Consider the following 16,244-nt stretch of genomic DNA (forward strand, 5'->3'; position numbering starts at 1 on the left):
GGCTTGAGGAAACATCCGCTCGGATTCAGTTCCATGAGCCTTGTGGACGGTTCGCTCGAATGTAGTCGGCGAATGGATCGCTGTTCGCAATTGCGACACCATGTTCGGCAAGGTACACGTCAGGCTTGAAGTCCGGACGTGGAGGCTGTGGGTTGATGCCGCTGGCCCATGTGCGTACGTAGCGTTGTACTGTCTGCTCGGTGTTGCCGTCCGGCGAGTTGAACAAACCGGAATCGAGGATGGTTTTGACATCCTGTTTTTCCTGCTGAGCTCGAGTAGCGGCGTTGGCGCCAATGGATTCAAGCTCTGCCACGTATTTGTCCATGTCGAAGTAGGCAGCAGATGCCTCATGGCTTCGATTGACTGCTTGTTCATACAACTCGCTGGAGTCGGCCAGCGCGAATATTTTCTGAACTGCGCTATCGACATCGAGATAGTCGGCGATGCACGACTCGCGCAATCCGCAAGAGGACAGGAAGTCCGAAATGCCTGTCGCCTTGTCGAAGCAAAGTACTGGCAGACGGGCGCCCATGGCGTCGATGGCGACGTTGGGTAGTGGGTCGAGTCGCGACGAGATAAACAGCAGGTCGGCTTCTTCGTAAGCGGTTTCGATCGCGGATGTTTCATCCAGCATCACAAAACGGTCTTTTAGCCCTGAACGCTTGATCTGGTCTGCGAGGTAAACCGAGTAACCATCTTCCACATCAGGGTTGTAGCCTTTGCCGATCCAGACAAAGCGAAACTTTTCGCCACCAGGTGTAAGCATTGTCTTGATGGCGGACTGAATGAAAAGGTCTGCGCCTTTACGGAAGTTGACATAGCCGGCACCGAGAATAACGAACTTTCTGTCGGTATCCGTGGTAGGACGCATTTTGTTGCGCAGGTAGTCGGATTCGCTTTGGGCCTTTTCCTTGCTCGGCGCTTGTTTTGGCAGTGCGCAGTGCCCTTGAGGAATGATATGGGCCGACAGGGGCTGCAGGGCAGGGCACGAGTCCTGCGCGCTTTCCCAGGTCAGGTCTGCGGAGAACACCAGATCGCTGGACCATAGTTTGGCGTCGGAGAACAGCATGTTCGAATTCGGATAAGCGGAAGCGAACTCATGGATCAAAGGAATGGCAGGAACATAGTGCCGAGCCAGTGGTTCCAGAACCACTCGGCATTCCATGCTGTTGACCAGTGCAAACTTGAACTTGAAGTCTTTGCACAACTTTTCAATAGCAAGTGGCGTGTATTGGACGTTGTTCTTCAATCGAGCGCTCGCCATTGTAGCGACGGCCGCCGTTTCAAAGGCTTCAAGCAGTGGACCATCGCCCAGGATCAAGGCGACCACGTTGTATTGGCTGGACAGGCGTTGTACAAGGTTTAGCGCAAGGATCGGCGCTCCCGAGCGCGACGCCTCATGGCTGACAACCATGACGGTTTCCCGCGCGGGATCGTATGCGCGGGTCGCGGAAAACCTGATTTCAGGAACGGTAACGATTCGCCAGCTTTCCTGGTGGCCGTGATTCAGGTAGTGAGCAACAGGGTCGACGGCGGTTCCAAGATCCGGGTTGAGCTTGAGATAGATCGCAGCATCAAAGTTGGCAGGCAATGCGACCTTGCCACGTTTTGCAGGAGTAGCAGACGCTGGTTTGGTTGGCGCCGACTGGGTGACGACTGGCTCGATAACTTCCGGCGTATTAGCGGCAACTTCAATGGCTGTCGGCTTGGCAGGATTCGATGGCTCGCTTGCCAACTTGGGTGACAGGTCAGGGGTTCGCAGGTTTTCTGATTGTTTATTAGAAAACTTGAGAAGTTTTGATAAGAAGCGGTTGCGAGCCAAGATCTATTCCTTTTAGTTAAGCTATTTCAAGGACGAAGGTTCGTCCGCGTATCTTTCGTTCCAAGAGCGGTACTGGAGTCTTCCCGAAACCAGCATGCATTCTTGTCATTTACCAATACCCAGACATGCCAGCATGTGTTGGCATCAACCGCACTTCTTCGTCAACCGAGCGGGGTCGGTGCTATCCCGCCGGGTAGACCATGATACACATCTTGTACAGTTTTCTGATGAATCCTCCCGAGGATTGTCCATATTTTTTTCACATTTGTATTGAAAACGTTACGATTTTGCGTGCGTTTTTTGGCGCCAATAATTTGAACGCTGCTTTCGCGGCTCAACCTGAACGAATGCTGTCGCTCAGGCATGTTTCATGTTCTGTTCATGCCTATGGCCCAGAATGAAGCCGGATCCAGCCAAGCCATGAGACGAAGGTGCTGAAGATGAATTCGAAGTTGCTCAAGATACTGGCGATAGCTGCGGTGTCATTGCTCAGCGCCTGTTCAGGCGTGACCACCAGCAGTTGTTTTTCCGCCAACTGCCAGTCACTGGATGGCCGTAATGCCAATAAGTTCAGTTTTGGTACAAATGCGATCGGCAACAATTTCAACGAATACAGTTCTGGCCTGTTGCATGACGATTAAAAAGGGCGCCCGTGAAGGGCGCCCTTTTGATTTTGCTCTTGGCGTTGGCCATTCACGTGCCCTGGGCCATGCTCACTGCGCCGCTGGCACGGCAATCCATTCGCCCAGCACTTTCTGATATTTGCCGGTGACCTTGCTCAGGTGCAGCCACTGGTCGACGTAGAGTTTCCAGCTGATGTCATCGCGCGGCAGCAGGTAGGCCTTTTCACCGTACTGCATGTACTGCTCCGGATTGACCGCGCACAGGCCGGGTTTGAGCTTTTGCTGATAACGCGCTTCCGATGCGTCGGTGATCATCACGTCGGCCTTGTTGTCGAGCAGTTGCTGGAAGATCGTCACGTTGTCGTGCAGGGCCAGTTGCGCCTTGGGCAGGAAGGCGTGGACGAAGGCTTCGTTGGTGCCGCCGGCCGGCTCGACCAGGCGTACGCCGGGCTGGTTGATCTGTTCGAGGGTCTGGTATTTCGACTGATCGGCGCAGCGCACCAGCGGGATCTTGCCGTCGACATCGAGCGTGTTGCTGAAGAAGGCTTTTTTCTGCCGCTCCAGAGTCACCGAAATCCCGCCCATGGCGATGTCGCACTTGCCGGCCTGCATGTCCGGCATCAGGGTTTTCCAGGTGGTCTGCACCCACTCGACCTTGACCCCGAGGCTGTCGGCCAGAGAGCGGGCCATGGCGATGTCGATGCCCTCGTAGTCGCCGTCCTCGCGCTTGAAGGTGTAGGGCTTGTAGTCGCCGGTGGTGCAGACGCGCAGTTCGCCCTGTTGCTGGACGCTGTCCAGGTGCGAGACCGGTTCCTGTGCCTGAGCGGCGCCAGCCAGGGTCAGCAGAGCGCAGAAGATCATCGTGCTTTTTGGAATTGTCATGGGGATCGGGCTTGTGCAGTGGGAGTGCGGGCCAGTGTAGTGAAAGCGTTCGCCGGGTGTCATCCCGGATCCGGGCTCAACGTTCCCAGCCAGGCCACCAGTCCCACGATCAGCAGCGCAATGCCCAGTTCCACCGACACGCTGCGACGCAAGGCATTGGCCGCCACTTGATGCTGCCCCTCGCGCAACGACCGCTCCAGCAACGGCCCAAGGTGGAAGCGGTTCAACGCCGCTAGAACCAGCATGCCCGCAAACAGCAGAACCTTGAGCGCCAGCAGAATCCCGTAAGTGCCGAGCAGGACTTCGCCCAGTTTCGGGCCGATGATGAACAGGTAATTCACCACGCCGGTTGCCGTGAGAACGAGCACAATCGCCGCGCCGACACCCTCGAAGCGCTTGACGGAATTGACCAGCAAACCAATGTGCGCAGCGCTGAACAGTGCGTCGAGCCGCGACATCCATACCAGCGCCAACATGGCACCCAGCCACGCACCTGCCGCGAGCAGGTGCAGGATGTCGCTGAGCAGGTGCCACGCGTTATCCATCGCCCCGTGTCCGCTCCAGGCCAGAGAGGCGAGGGCGAGTGCGCCGGCTATCGAGGCAAGCCACAACCCCGGCCTGATCATCGCGACGATCAGCGCAATCATCCGCACCGTCCACGCCAGCCCGGCGTCCGTTTCCAGCAACATCATTTGCAGGTGCGGCCATAGCGCTGCGATCTGCGTTTCGCCACTCATGGCGCTGGTCATCAGCACCAATCCAGCCACTGACAGCAGCGCACCGAGCAACGCCATCCCGCCCAGCATCGGGCGAAACGGCAATACGGCGTCCGTCCCTTTCGCGCTGTACAATCCAAACAGCGCGACCCCGAACAGCAGCAGTAAATCCACGTACAACGCCAGACGCAGGAGGATGTTGATCAGATCGGCCATCACTCACTTCACTTTGAAGGTGATGTTGCCGGTGATCGGGTGGGTGTCGGACGACACCGCGCGCCATTCGACCTTGTAAGTGCCGGCGGACAGCGGCGCGAGTGGAGTGACGAGCATGGTTTTCGGGTCGTTGCCGGCGCTGACTCGGGCTTTCATCGGCATGGGGGAGTGGGCCATGCCGGGCATTTCGGTCATCAGCAGTTTGGCGCCGGAGAACTGGGTCATCAGGTTCTCCGAGAAGTGCAGTTCGATTTTTTCGGGGGCTGCGCCATCCGCGCCTTCGGTCGGGGTCGACGTGAGCAGTTTCGGATGGGCCTGGGCCAGGGTGCTCAGGAGCAGGCTGGCGGCGAGTACTACGGCGGTTTTCAAGGTGCGCATGCAAGACCTCTTTGCCGCTCTTCGGCGGCGGTTTTCAGGGATGGATTGATCGGGGTCAGAACCACAGCCGCACGCCGAGCACGAGGCGCGTTTCGCTGCGATCTTCGCCGTCCTCCCGTGCGAAATCGGCGGTGTTGCCGTAGGTGCGGTTCCACGTCACGCCGATGTAGGGCGCGAATTCGCGGCGGATTTCATAACGCAGGCGCAGGCCGGCCTCGGTGTTGGACAGGCCGGCGCCAATGCCCCGTTGCGGGTCGTTTTTCCCGTAGACGTTGAGTTCGGCGGTCGGCTGCAGGATCAAGCGGTTGGTCAGCAGAATGTCGTAGTCGCCCTCCAGGCGTACGGCTGACTGACCGCCTTCGCCGATGAACGCCGTGGCCTCGGCCTCGAAGTTGTACAGCGCCATGCCCTGCAAGCCGAAGGCGGCCCAGGTTTGCGGAGCGCCGGGTTTGAAGTCCTGGCGCACGCCGCTGACCACGTCCCACCATGGCGAGATTGCGTGCCCCCACAAGGCCTGGATTTCCGCGTCTTCGGTCTTGCCGTTGCTGCGTTCGCCTTCGGAGCGCAGCCACAGGCGATCGATGTCGCCGCCAATCCAGCCGGACAGGTCCCAGGCCAGGGTGCCGGCGGTGTCGGCGTCTTGCCATTCGAGCTTGTCGGCGAGGAAGTAACTGTTAATTGCGCTGTCATGCACCTGATGCCCGCCGGGGCTGGTGAACACAGCGGCGCGGTCGGCATGGGTCAGCGCCGCAATCGGCGTGCGGCTTTCGCTGGGGGCGGCGGGCTGCATCCCGCCGTCGTCCATGCCTTGCAGGGCGGAATGATCCATGCCGGACATCTGGCTGTGATCCATGTCCGGCATGTCGCTGGCGGCCATGGTCGTACTGCCGACGAACAACAGGGTAAGCGCGGTGAATCGAGTCATGATCGGCCCCTTCATTCTTCCACCCGGACTTCACGGAACATGCCCGTCTCCATGTGGTACAGGAGATGGCAGTGATAGGCCCAGCGCCCGAGTGCGTCGGCGGTGACGCGGTAGCTGCGGCGGGTGCCGGGCGGCATGTCGATGGTGTGTTTGCGCACCTGGAAATCGCCGTTTTCGTCCTCCAGATCGCTCCACAAACCGTGCAGGTGAATGGGGTGGGTCATCATCGTGTCGTTGACCAGCACCAGGCGGATTCGCTCGCCGTACTTGAGGCGCAGCGGCTCGGCGTCGGAAAACTTCACGCCGTTGAACGACCAGGCGAATTTCTCCATGTGGCCGGTCAGGTGCAGTTCGAGGGTGCGGCTCGGCTCGCGGCCGTCAGGGTCTTCGAAGGTGCTGCGCAGGTCGGCGTAGGTCAGCGCCCGACGGCCGTTGTTGCGCAGGCCGAGGCCGGGGTCGTTGAGCTTCGGCGCGGGGCTCATGGCTTGCATGTCCACCAGCGGGTTGTCCTGTTCGCTGTCGGGGTGCGCCTGCATCGATCCCATGGCGGAGTGATCCATCGCGCTCATGTCCATGGCGCCGTGATCCATACCGCCCATGCCCATGTCGTCCATGGTGACCAACGGGCGTGGGTCCAGCGGCGGAATGGCTGCCGAAACGCCGGCCCGGGTGGCGAGGGTGCCTCGGGCGTAGCCGGTTCGGTCCATGGACTGGGCGAACAGGGTGTAGACGTCGGCGTCCGGCTCGACGATCACGTCATAGGTTTCCGCCACGGCGATGCGCAGCTCATCGACGCTGACCGGTTTGACGTGCAGGCCATCGGCGGCGACCACGGTCATTTTCAGCCCCGGGATGCGCACGTCGAAGTAGCTCATGGCCGAGCCATTGATCAGGCGCAGGCGCAGTTTTTCGCCGGGGCGGAACAGGCCGGTCCAGTTGGTATCGGGGGTGTGGCCGTTGATCAGGAAGGTGTAAGTGGCGCCACTGACGTCGGCGATGTCGGTGGGGTTCATGTTCATTTGCGCCCACATCCTGCGGTCGGCGACGGTCGCGCCCCAGCCGTTCTCGCTGACGTCATGGATGAAATCGCCGACGGTGCGTTTGTGGAAGTTGTAGTAATCGGACTGCTGCTTCAGGGTCTTCATCAGGCTGGCCGGGTCTTCGTCGGTCCAGTCGCTGAGCATCACTACGTAGTCGCGGTCGTACTGGAACGGTTCCGGCTCCTTCGCATCGATCACCAGTGGTCCGTAGACGCCGGCCTGCTCCTGCAATCCGGAATGGCTGTGATACCAGTAGGTGCCGTTCTGCCGGACCTTGAATTGGTAGACGTAGACGCCGCCCGGTTCGATGCCGTGGAAACTCAGGCCGGGCACGCCGTCCATGTTGGCCGGCAGCAGAATGCCGTGCCAGTGGATCGACGTACTGTCCTTGAGCCGGTTGCGAACTCGAAGTGTCACGGTGTCGCCTTCGCGCCAGCGCAGCAGCGGACCGGGCAGGCTGCCGTTGATGGTCAGTGCAGTACGCGGCTGGCCGGTGAAATTGACCGCTGTTTCGCCGATGAACAGCTCGAACTGCGTGCCGTTCAACTCGTTCACCTGGCCCGGACGGTTCAACGCCCAGACCGGCGTGTGCCACAGGCCGAGGCCGCCGAGCAGACCGCCGGCGGCCAGGCCTTTGACGAAGGTGCGTCTTGAAGTGTTGGAATGCATGCGCGCTGAGTCCTCCCGAGCCGTCTGGTGTGTCACATGACGGGGGAGGCTAGCGACCGGCAGCTTTCAGTTGGCTGAGGTGCGGATTACAGTTATGACAGGTTCAGGCAATGCGCGGGCGACCCCGCCCGGCGCATTGCCTGGCATCGTGGCGGTCAGGCGTCCTACAGCCCGAGTCCTTCCTGGACGACCAGCAGCAGGTTGTTTTCCGTCAGTGCAATAGCATCCAGTTGCTGCCCGGTTTCGATCGTCTGCAACCACCAGTGGCTTTCGCCATGTTCGTCGACGGTGCGCAGCAGCGAGGTTTCCTTGCCCGGCAGAAGAATCTGCACACGCCCGGCGCCGTCCTCGGTGAAGCGCGCAATGGGATCGAGCGTCAGGCTGTGATGGTTGGCTTCAATCAGCAACTGGTCGATGGCGTAGTCGTGGGTTTCACCATCCGGCGAACTTTCGCAAACATGCGTAGGATTGCGCCTTATCTTCAACCCGACCTCGGTGACCGGTTGCAGCCAGCCCTCGATACGGTGGTACAAGTCGTAGACCACGGCCGGCCAGCAATCGATTTCCAGTGCGGCGCGGCTGATTTCATCCGCGTGGGTGTGCCGGGTCTGTTTGAGTTTCGCGGCGAGTTCGTCTGCTTTACTCATTTCGGTTCCCTGTGGTGAGGTCAACATCATCGTAGTCCTTTCAAAGTAATGCAGGTTTTGCCCTGCGTCATGCGCTTGCAACACGCGCATGACTCAATCAAGCCCCTGACCCTCGCGGTCAGATCACGGAAACCATGGACGCAGGCGTCCCAAGGAGCGGGAACATGAAAAAGCTTTTTACAATTGTCGCGCTGATTGCGCTGACGGCCGGCAGCATCGGCCTGAGTTCGGCGCGTCAGTCGCACGCCAACAAGGCGCAGGCGGAATCGGTGGCGGGGGTGTTCGACTATTACCTGCTGACCCTTTCCTGGTCGCCGACCTTCTGTCTGACCCACAAGGACGATGCGCAATGCTCCGGCAAGGGTTATGGCTTTGTCCTGCATGGCCTGTGGCCGCAATACGCCAAGGGTGGCTGGCCGGAATCCTGCCCGCCGTTGACCAACCTGACGGCCGCCGAAACCAGCAAGGGCCTGACGCTGTTTCCGACACAGAAACTGCTCAACCACGAATGGTCCAAGCACGGCACTTGCAGCGGCCTCGGCGCCATGGGTTATCTGGATGAGGCGGACAAGGCTGTCGCCGCCGTGAAAATCCCCGAGGAACTGCAACCGTTCAGTACGTCGTATTACTTCGAGGCGCAGGAAATTGCCGACCTGTTCCGCAAGAACAATCCGGGCATCCCGTCAGACGGTATCGCCGTGATCTGCAACGGCCCGGAGCTCTCGGAAGTGCGGGTGTGCATGGGCAAGGATCTGCAATTCGGCGCGTGCGGCAAGGGTGTGAAGACCCAGTGCCGGGCCGGAGATATCCGGGTTCCGCCGTCGCGTTGAAACGGTCAGGAATCGAGCCAAGGTAAAGAAACGGGCACCGTGTCGGGTGCCCGTTTTGGTTTGGCCTCAAGCAAATCCCCCGGCATCCACCCCCAATTCCCCGCGCAAAAACTCCACCAACCCGCGCTGCAACCCGCTCAGCATCCCTTCACGGCTGACCAGCGCCAGTTCAGTGGGCGCCAGTTCCGGCAGATCCGTACACACCCGATGTTCGGGCAACACCGCCGACGCCGGCAGTACCGAAACCCCGAGACCCGAGGCCACGGCCGCCTGGATCCCGGTCAGACTGTGGCTGCCGAAGGCCACGCGCCACGGACGTTGTGCGACGTCGAGCAGGCGAATCGCCCGTTGCCGGTAGAGGCAGCCCTGAGGGAACAGCGCCAGTGGCAGCACGCCGGTGGATGCGTCGAAATCCGCGCCCTTGACCCACACCAGACGCTCTGGCCATGTCGCCCAGGCCGGGCCGCTGTCAGGCTCGCGTTTGATCAGGGCGATGTCGATTTCGCCGCGAGCCAGTCGCTGGCGCAGGTCGAGGCTCATGCCGCTGAGGGTTTCCAGGCGTGCCTGTGGATGGCTGCGGGTGAAACCGGCGAGGATCAGCGCCATGCGCCGGGCGTCGAAGTCTTCCGGCATGCCGATGCGCAGGATTTCCAGATCGAGTTCGCTGGACAGCGCTTCGCTGGCCTCGGCGGACAAGGCCAGCAGGCGCCGGGCGTAATGGATCAGCAATTCGCCGTGCTCGGTGACGCTGACATTGAGTCCGGTGCGATCGCGCAGCAGCAGGGCATGGCCGACCAGCTCTTCGAGTTTGCGCACCTGTTGGCTGACGGTGGACTGGGTGCGATGCACGCGGTCGGCGGCGCGGGTGAAGCTGCCTTCGTCGACCACGCAGACAAAAGTTTTCAGCAGTTCCAGATCCAGCATGACGGCGGCCTCGATATTTGAATAACAACTGACATGTGGCTATTTATTTAATTTCACACTATCACCGGTCGCTCATAAGCTGAAGTCCTCACCCCAGAGGAATGCTTCCATGACATTGGTAAACACCCCGCGCCCGCAATGGTTGACCTTCGACTGCTACGGCACGCTGATTCAGTGGGACGAAGGTCTGCAAGCGGTGGCCGGCCAGATCCTCAGCGAGAAGGGCGAACACCGGATCGAAGCCGGGCGCCTGATCGAGGTCTACGATCGTCACGAACATCGCCTCGAACAAACGCCGCCGCACCGCTCATTTCGCGAGTTGAGCACCCTCGGCCTGCAACTCGCCTTGCAGGAACTGGGATTGCCGAGCCTGCCCGAAGACAGCCAGCGGCTGGCTGCTGCGATTCCGCGCATGACACCGTTTGCCGAAGTGGTCGAGACTCTGGCTCGATTGAAAGCCATGGGGTTCAAGCTGTGCATCGTCTCCAACACCGATGACGACATCATCGCCGGCAACATCGCCCAGCTTGGCGGGCACATCGACCGAGTGATCACCGCGCAGCAGGCCGGGGCTTACAAGCCGGCACCGCGACTGTTCGACTACGCTCATGAGCAACTGGACGTCAGCCGCGATCAGGTGGTGCATATCTGCGCCAGCCCGATGCTCGATCACACCGCCGCGCGGGATATGCGGTTCCGTTGCGTGTGGATTGACCGTGGCACCGGTCGCCAATTGCTGCCGGACTATCGCCCCGACGCGATCCTCAACACCCTGGATCAGGTGCCGGTGTTGTTCGAGTCCCTCGGCTGGTAACCACGGAGATTTCCCATGGCTCATACCTTGACCGGCAACGCCCGGCCCGTGCGCTCGACCTCGCTGGATCTGGACAGCGAAGCGATCATCACCGCCCGCCACGAACTGGCGGCATGCTTTCAACTGGCGGCGCTGCATGGCCTGGAGGAGGGCATCTGCAACCATTTTTCGGCGATGTTGCCGGGGCGTGACGACCTGTTTCTGGTCAATCCCTACGGGTATGCGTTTGCCGAAGTCACGGCGCAGAACCTGCTGGTCTGTGACTTTCACGGCAATGTGCTGGACGGTGACGGCCAGCCCGAAGCCACCGCGTTCTACATTCATGCGCGCCTGCATAAACAGCAGCCACGGGTACGGGTCGCGTTCCACACCCACATGCCGCACGCCACGGCGCTGTGCCTGCTGCAAGGGCCGCCGCTGTTGTGGCTGGGGCAGACGGCGCTGAAGTTCTACGGTCGCACGGCGGTCGACGAACACTACAACGGTCTGGCGCTGGACGACAGCGAGGGCGACCGCATCGCCAGCGTGCTGGGCGATGCCGATATTCTGTTTTTGAAGAACCACGGCGTGATCATCGCGGCGCCGACCATCGCCGAAGCCTGGGACGATCTGTATTACCTGGAGCGCGCCGCGCAGGTGCAACTGCTGGCGATGGCCACGCAGCGAGAGTTGAAACCGGTGCCTGCGGCGATTGCACAGCGGGCCTATGAGCAGATGCGCGAGGGCGATCCAGAGAGTGCGCGGGTTCATCTGCGCAGTGCGATGCGGCGCTTGTCGGCGCAGGGTTGAGACGGGGGAAAACAGCCAGGCAAAAATAAATCGGCGCGACGGTCATCCAATTGCCCGGCGCGCCGATATCCATGGGATCGGGGTTGTGTCGGTAGCACTTGGTTGCCCCGCACAATTGCGTGGGCTACGCTCACAAAACCCAAGGGTTTCGGGCTTTTGCCCCTGTCGTACCTGCCCAGGACACACTTTTGCCATTCCCCACCCACGATCCTCATCAGGCCCCCGGCGCGCTCAAACGCTTGCCGCTGCGCAAAGCGGCGGCGCTGTTCATCGTTGCCGTGTGTCTGTGCCTGTTCGGTTTGCTGTATCTGCAACTGGAACAGTCGCGACAGCAGGATCTGGCGGTTGCGCAAACGTCCTCGGCCAACCTGACGCGGGCGATGGCGCAGCAGGCCGAAGACACGTTTCTCGCCGCCGACCTGGTGCTGACCAGCCTGGTCGACTGGATTGAGGACGACGGCTACGGCGCGGCGCAGAAACCGCGGTTGCAGAAAACCCTGGCGCGGCGCGTGCAGCAACTGGAGCAATTGCACGGGTTGTTCCTGTTCGACCGGGAAGGCCAGTGGGTCATCACCTCATTCCCCAATCTGCCACGGGGCAATGGCGTGGCCGATCGCGAATATTTCAAGTTCCATCAGCAGAATGTGTCGTCGGTGGCGCACATCGGCCCAGCGATCCGCAGCCGTGAAAACGGCGAGTGGATCATCCCGATCTCGAAACGCGTCAACGACCATGCCGGCAACTTTCAGGGCGTGCTGCTGGCCGGGATCAAGATGTCGTACTTCGACCGGTTCTTCAAAAGCTTCAGCCTCGACGACAACGGCACCATGTTCCTCGGCTTGACCGACGGCACCTTGCTGGCGCGTCGGCCGTTCGACGAGGGGCTGATCGGCACGTCCCTGGCGCAGGGCGATATCTACCGCAAGCTGCTGCCCAACGCCTCGGCCGGCACTGCGATGATCGAATCGGTGGTCGATGGCGTGCCGCGTCTGTACGGGTATCGGCAATTGGGCAGTTACCCGTTGGTGGTTTCCGCGTCGACGTCCCGCGAGACCATTCTCGAGGGCTGGCAGGCGAGGGCGTTCCAGTCCAGCGTCATCGTTGCCCTGGTGATTCTCGGGGTCGGGCTGTTCGGCTGGGTGTTCATTCATCAGGTGCGCGATGGTGAGCGGATCGAGAAGAACCTGCGCAAGGCCCAGCACTCGTTGGAGCTGATCGCCACCCACGACAGCCTGACCGGGCTGGCCAACCGGCGCTTGTTCGAGCGCTCCCTGGAAATCGAATTCGCCCGTGGCGCCCGGCAGTCGAGCCCGGTGAGCCTGATCATGCTCGATATCGATTTCTTCAAACGCTACAACGATGCCTACGGGCACGTGGCCGGCGATCACTGCCTGACCCAGGTTGCCCAGGTGTTGAAAAGCTGCTGCCAGCGCAAATCCGATCTGGCGGTGCGCTATGGTGGCGAGGAATTTGCTGTGCTGCTGCCGGACACCGACATCAACGGCGCCCTGGCGATTGCCGGGCAGATCCGTCGCAGCGTAATGGACAAGCACATCACCCACAGCGGCTCACCCACGGGTTATCTGACGGTGAGCCTGGGCTGCTACGCGTTTATCCCGGCCGGCAACGACAGCCCGGAACTGTTTATCCAGCGAGCCGATGCGGCGCTGTATCAGGCGAAAAATGCCGGCCGCAACCGGGCGGCGGTGGTGACGCTGGATGGCGGTATCGGCGAGTTGCTGCGTTCGGATCGCTGAGCTGTCCCACAAATAGCCTCCACAGCATTCCCGCCAAGGGGATTTCAGGCAGCCGCAGGCCGGGTACTCACCACGGCCTGCTCTTGTTCGTTCAGCCACCCGTCCCCCCGCCGGCGCCGCCCGTGCCGCCACCGGCCGCGCCGGTGCCACCACCCGCTCCCGAACCCGAACCGCTGGCGCCGCCATTGGTGCCGGTGCCCGAGCCTGGGCCGTCGGAGCTGTTGCCGCCGGAAGGGGAGCCGGGGGTGTTGTCGGGAGGCATTGTCGAGCCGCTGGTGGCGCCGGATTTTGTGCCTGTGGCATCGGCGCCGTCATTGGCGGCGAAACTGGCCGCGGATGCGCTGGCCAACAGGCCGGCCAGCAATAAGGCAGTGAGTTTGCGCGTGATCATGGTGTGTCTCCGCAAAAGGGTATGTACCTGATATTGGTCTGACGCGAGAACCCGGGGTGCCGTCCGGATGACAGGCGGTCATCGCCTCATGCGCCGGCAGTGATCGAGTGGACTCCTCGTCTTCCGGGAGATTGGCTATTTGCCTGACCGGACTGCGGGACTAACGTAGCCACACATTCACTTCACATCCCCTGCCGGAGAGTCACCATGAAACCTCGTGTCGATTTCTACACCGCTTCCCCTGATGCCCTGAAGGCGATGATGGCCCTGGAAGGCGCCGTTTCGAAGCTGCCGCTGGAAAAGACCCTGATCGAACTGGTCAAGCTGCGTGCTTCGCAGATCAACGGCTGCGCCTTCTGCATCGACATGCACACCGCTGACGCCATCAAGGGTGGCGAGACGCCGCGTCGCCTGTTCGCCGTGACGGCCTGGCGTGAAGCGCCGTTCTTCAGCGACCGTGAGCGCGCCGCGTTGCTGTGGACCGAATCGCTGACCCAACTGAGCCTGACCCACGCGCCGGATGAAGACTACGAAACCGTCGCCGCCCAGTTCTCGCCCAAGGAAATGGTCGACCTGACCGTGGCGATCAGCACCATCAACAGCTGGAACCGTCTGGCGGTGGGCTTCCGCAAAACCCCGCAGGCCTGACAGGCCGTCCCAGTCCCTGTGGTTGATCCACAGGGACACGATGGGTGTAGGAAAATGTTGCATTTGTGTTGCCGAGGCTCGGGGTTTCTCTGGTACTCGGCATGGCGATTTGCAAGCCCCTGACCCGGACACCGATCAATTATGGGGATTGATGGGGCAGGGCCACGGCGCCGCAGACCCTGGTTTGTCCCTGGCTGACAGGGGCGAAATTGACCTTCACGCCTGCCGCAAAAGCCCTCGGGGAAACCCTGATGACCTGCAAATCGCTGGCACAACGACTGGCGATTCGAGCAAAAACGGCATTTGTTTAATAAATGTAATGGCTGTTTAAAGAACCTTGCAATTTGCACGAAGCACTCTGACTATCACTGACAGTGATGGAGTTGTATTTCGTCTGTTGATAGCAAGGATTCCGCGTGCTCTATTCGTTTCACGCTGTTTTACGTCGTCCTTCCATGTCCTGCCGGTTGTTTTCGGCGTTTGTGTTGAGTGCACTGCAATGGCCTCTTCACGCGGCCGAACCTGCATCCCCAGGCCAGGAAGTGCTGCGTCAGCAGCAACAGCAGCAACGGGATCTGCAACAACTGCAAATGGAACAGCGTCGCCGGCAACTGGAGCGCGGCGCATTCGGCCCCACGCCCGCCACACCGGCGATTCCCGCCCATGTCATTCCGGATGAACGCTGCTGGCCCCTGAGCGGGACGCGCATCGGCGGTGTGACGCTGATCAATAGTGACAAACTCAACGTCCGCATCAAGCTGTTGCTGGCGCCGTGCATGGGTGTCGGCCAGATCAATCATCTGCTGGCCACGATCACGGCGATGTATGTGGAAAAGGGCTACATCGCCAGTCGCCCATACCTGAGCAGTGCGCCGGCGGCGGGGCAGTCGCTGGACATCGTGGTCGACGAGGGCTACATCGAGTCGATCGAGTTGGCCGACCAGAGCCTGCCGGTATCCCTCGGCGGAGCGTTTCCGGGCATGCTCGGCCAGCCGTTGAACCTGCGCGACCTGGAGCAGGGCCTGGACCAGTTGAACCGTCTGCGCTCCCTCGATCTCACGGCCGACATCGCACCCGGCAGCCAGCCCGGCGCTTCAAGAATCATTCTGCGCTCGCGGACATCCGGGCAGTCACGCTGGGCGTTGGGCCTGGGCGCCGACAACCTCGGCAGCGCCAGCACCGGGCGCGACCGCGACACCTTGAGCCTGACCCTCGACAGCCCACTGGAACTCAACGATTTGTTGAGTCTCAGCGCCAGCGACACCCTCAATCAGGGTGATCGCTACAGTCGCAACGCCAGCCTCTACTACGCCATTCCCTACGGTTACTGGACGTTCAGCACGTTTGCCAGCCACGCCGAATACCGCGCGCCGTTCAAGCTGCCCAGCACCACGCTGTACAGCACCGGCCTCACCGATCAACTGAGCCTGCGCGCCGACCGCGTGTTGTGGCGCGACCAGAGCCATCAGCTCAGCGCCAACCTGCAACTGGCGCACAAGGATGTCGACAGCTATCTGGAGAATGTCCGGCTCGGCATCCAGAGCCCGACCCTGACCGTGGCCGAAGCCGGACTCAACCTGTTCTGGCTCGACCGCGCGGTATGGAACCTCGACGTCAACTACGCCCAGGGCCTGCGCTGGCTGGGTGCCGATGACGACGGCCAGCGCCAGGTCAGCAACTTGCCCAAGGCACAGTTTCGCAAGTACCGCGCCGGCCTCAGCCAATGGCGCAACGGCCAGTTCGGCACCCAGGCCTGGCAATGGCAGAGCCAGCTCAACCTGCAATACAGCCCCGACCCGTTGCCGGCCATCGAACAACTGCTCGGCACCGACGATTCCGCCGTGCGCGGTTACCGGGTCAGTAGTCTGTCCGGCGCCAGCGGCGCGATCTGGCGCAACACTTTGCGTCTGCCGTTGCACCGCGAATGGCCGGTACAGGTCACGCCACGGCTGGGCCTCGACCACGGCTGGATCAAGGCCGATCACGGCACCGAGGGCAAGCGCCTGAGCGGTGCCAGCGTCGGACTCAACCTGGCCTGGCAGAACCTGCAAGTGGACGTCGATTACCAACGCAGCCTCAACACCCCCAGCGGCCTGCACCACGAGCCCGAGGCCTGGCTGATGCGGATCGGCCTGCAGATATGAATACAAAGGCAACCCACCAGCCGGCGGAT

At 61.3% G+C, this 16,244-nt stretch carries 16 protein-coding genes; 7 read left to right on the plus strand and 9 right to left on the minus strand.

All coding sequences use genetic code 11. From position 1 onward, the window contains the following. Positions 1-25: 25 nt before the first annotated feature. Positions 26-1,822: a glycosyltransferase gene (locus tag KVQ74_RS13805; protein WP_225930001.1), complete on the minus strand. Its 1,797-nt coding sequence runs from the start codon at positions 1,820-1,822 to the stop codon at positions 26-28. 440 nt (positions 1,823-2,262) lie between these two features. On the opposite strand from KVQ74_RS13805, the gene KVQ74_RS13810 reads away from it, so the two are divergent. Continuing rightward, positions 2,263-2,463 (plus strand): hypothetical protein, encoded by a 201-nt coding sequence (locus KVQ74_RS13810; protein ID WP_217831639.1) that lies wholly within the window; start codon positions 2,263-2,265, stop codon positions 2,461-2,463. Positions 2,464-2,535: 72 nt separating this feature from the next. Here the strand turns inward: KVQ74_RS13810 and KVQ74_RS13815 are convergent, their stop codons facing one another. The 6 genes from KVQ74_RS13815 to KVQ74_RS13840 form a co-directional block, all read right to left on the minus strand. Continuing rightward, the gene (locus tag KVQ74_RS13815) at positions 2,536-3,327 is read right to left on the minus strand and encodes a transporter substrate-binding domain-containing protein (RefSeq protein WP_217831640.1); all 792 of its coding nucleotides are present in this window, start codon (positions 3,325-3,327) and stop codon (positions 2,536-2,538) included. 59 nt (positions 3,328-3,386) lie between these two features. Next, on the minus strand, positions 3,387-4,259 hold the full coding sequence (gene copD, locus KVQ74_RS13820; protein WP_217831641.1) for a copper homeostasis membrane protein CopD: 873 nt from the start codon (positions 4,257-4,259) through the stop codon (positions 3,387-3,389). 3 nt (positions 4,260-4,262) lie between these two features. Beyond that, on the minus strand, positions 4,263-4,637 hold the full coding sequence (gene copC / locus KVQ74_RS13825; protein ID WP_217831642.1) for a copper homeostasis periplasmic binding protein CopC: 375 nt from the start codon (positions 4,635-4,637) through the stop codon (positions 4,263-4,265). Between the two features lie 55 nt (positions 4,638-4,692). After that, a complete protein-coding gene (locus tag KVQ74_RS13830; RefSeq protein ID WP_217831643.1) occupies positions 4,693-5,562 on the minus strand; it encodes a copper resistance protein B in 870 nt (289 codons plus the stop codon). A gap of 11 nt (positions 5,563-5,573) precedes the next feature. Beyond that, on the minus strand, positions 5,574-7,271 hold the full coding sequence (locus KVQ74_RS13835; protein ID WP_217831644.1) for a copper resistance system multicopper oxidase: 1,698 nt from the start codon (positions 7,269-7,271) through the stop codon (positions 5,574-5,576). A gap of 164 nt (positions 7,272-7,435) precedes the next feature. Next, positions 7,436-7,918 carry a hypothetical protein gene (locus KVQ74_RS13840; protein ID WP_217831645.1) on the minus strand — a complete coding sequence of 161 codons (483 nt, stop codon included), beginning with the start codon at positions 7,916-7,918 and terminating at the stop codon, positions 7,436-7,438. Positions 7,919-8,082: 164 nt separating this feature from the next. On the opposite strand from KVQ74_RS13840, the gene KVQ74_RS13845 reads away from it, so the two are divergent. Beyond that, the gene (locus KVQ74_RS13845) at positions 8,083-8,748 is read left to right on the plus strand and encodes a ribonuclease T2 (RefSeq protein WP_217831646.1); all 666 of its coding nucleotides are present in this window, start codon (positions 8,083-8,085) and stop codon (positions 8,746-8,748) included. Positions 8,749-8,814: 66 nt separating this feature from the next. Here the strand turns inward: KVQ74_RS13845 and KVQ74_RS13850 are convergent, their stop codons facing one another. Next, positions 8,815-9,672: a LysR substrate-binding domain-containing protein gene (locus tag KVQ74_RS13850; RefSeq protein WP_217831647.1), complete on the minus strand. Its 858-nt coding sequence runs from the start codon at positions 9,670-9,672 to the stop codon at positions 8,815-8,817. Between the two features lie 109 nt (positions 9,673-9,781). Here KVQ74_RS13850 and KVQ74_RS13855 point away from each other — a divergent pair, with 109 nt between their 5' ends. From KVQ74_RS13855 to KVQ74_RS13865, 3 genes are all read left to right on the plus strand, one after another. After that, positions 9,782-10,486, plus strand: a complete 705-nt coding sequence (locus KVQ74_RS13855; protein WP_217831648.1) for a haloacid dehalogenase type II — start codon at positions 9,782-9,784, stop codon at positions 10,484-10,486. A gap of 15 nt (positions 10,487-10,501) precedes the next feature. Continuing rightward, positions 10,502-11,275, plus strand: a complete 774-nt coding sequence (locus KVQ74_RS13860; RefSeq protein ID WP_217831649.1) for an aldolase — start codon at positions 10,502-10,504, stop codon at positions 11,273-11,275. Between the two features lie 188 nt (positions 11,276-11,463). Continuing rightward, the gene (locus tag KVQ74_RS13865; protein WP_217831650.1) at positions 11,464-13,032 is read left to right on the plus strand and encodes a sensor domain-containing diguanylate cyclase; all 1,569 of its coding nucleotides are present in this window, start codon (positions 11,464-11,466) and stop codon (positions 13,030-13,032) included. A 91-nt stretch (positions 13,033-13,123) separates the two neighbouring features. Here KVQ74_RS13865 and KVQ74_RS13870 read toward each other — a convergent pair whose 3' ends face one another. Continuing rightward, entirely contained in the window at positions 13,124-13,423 is a 300-nt protein-coding gene (locus KVQ74_RS13870; protein ID WP_217831651.1) for a hypothetical protein, read from the minus strand. A gap of 207 nt (positions 13,424-13,630) precedes the next feature. Between KVQ74_RS13870 and KVQ74_RS13875 the strand changes: the two genes are divergently transcribed. Both KVQ74_RS13875 and KVQ74_RS13880 read left to right on the plus strand, forming a co-directional pair. Further along, on the plus strand, positions 13,631-14,071 hold the full coding sequence (locus KVQ74_RS13875) for a carboxymuconolactone decarboxylase family protein (RefSeq protein WP_217831652.1): 441 nt from the start codon (positions 13,631-13,633) through the stop codon (positions 14,069-14,071). Between the two features lie 416 nt (positions 14,072-14,487). After that, entirely contained in the window at positions 14,488-16,215 is a 1,728-nt protein-coding gene (locus tag KVQ74_RS13880; RefSeq protein ID WP_318837821.1) for a ShlB/FhaC/HecB family hemolysin secretion/activation protein, read from the plus strand. Positions 16,216-16,244: the final 29 nt, after the last annotated feature.

It is taken from the genome of Pseudomonas botevensis (genome assembly GCF_019145475.1).
GTDB classification, from domain to species: domain Bacteria; phylum Pseudomonadota; class Gammaproteobacteria; order Pseudomonadales; family Pseudomonadaceae; genus Aquipseudomonas; species Aquipseudomonas botevensis.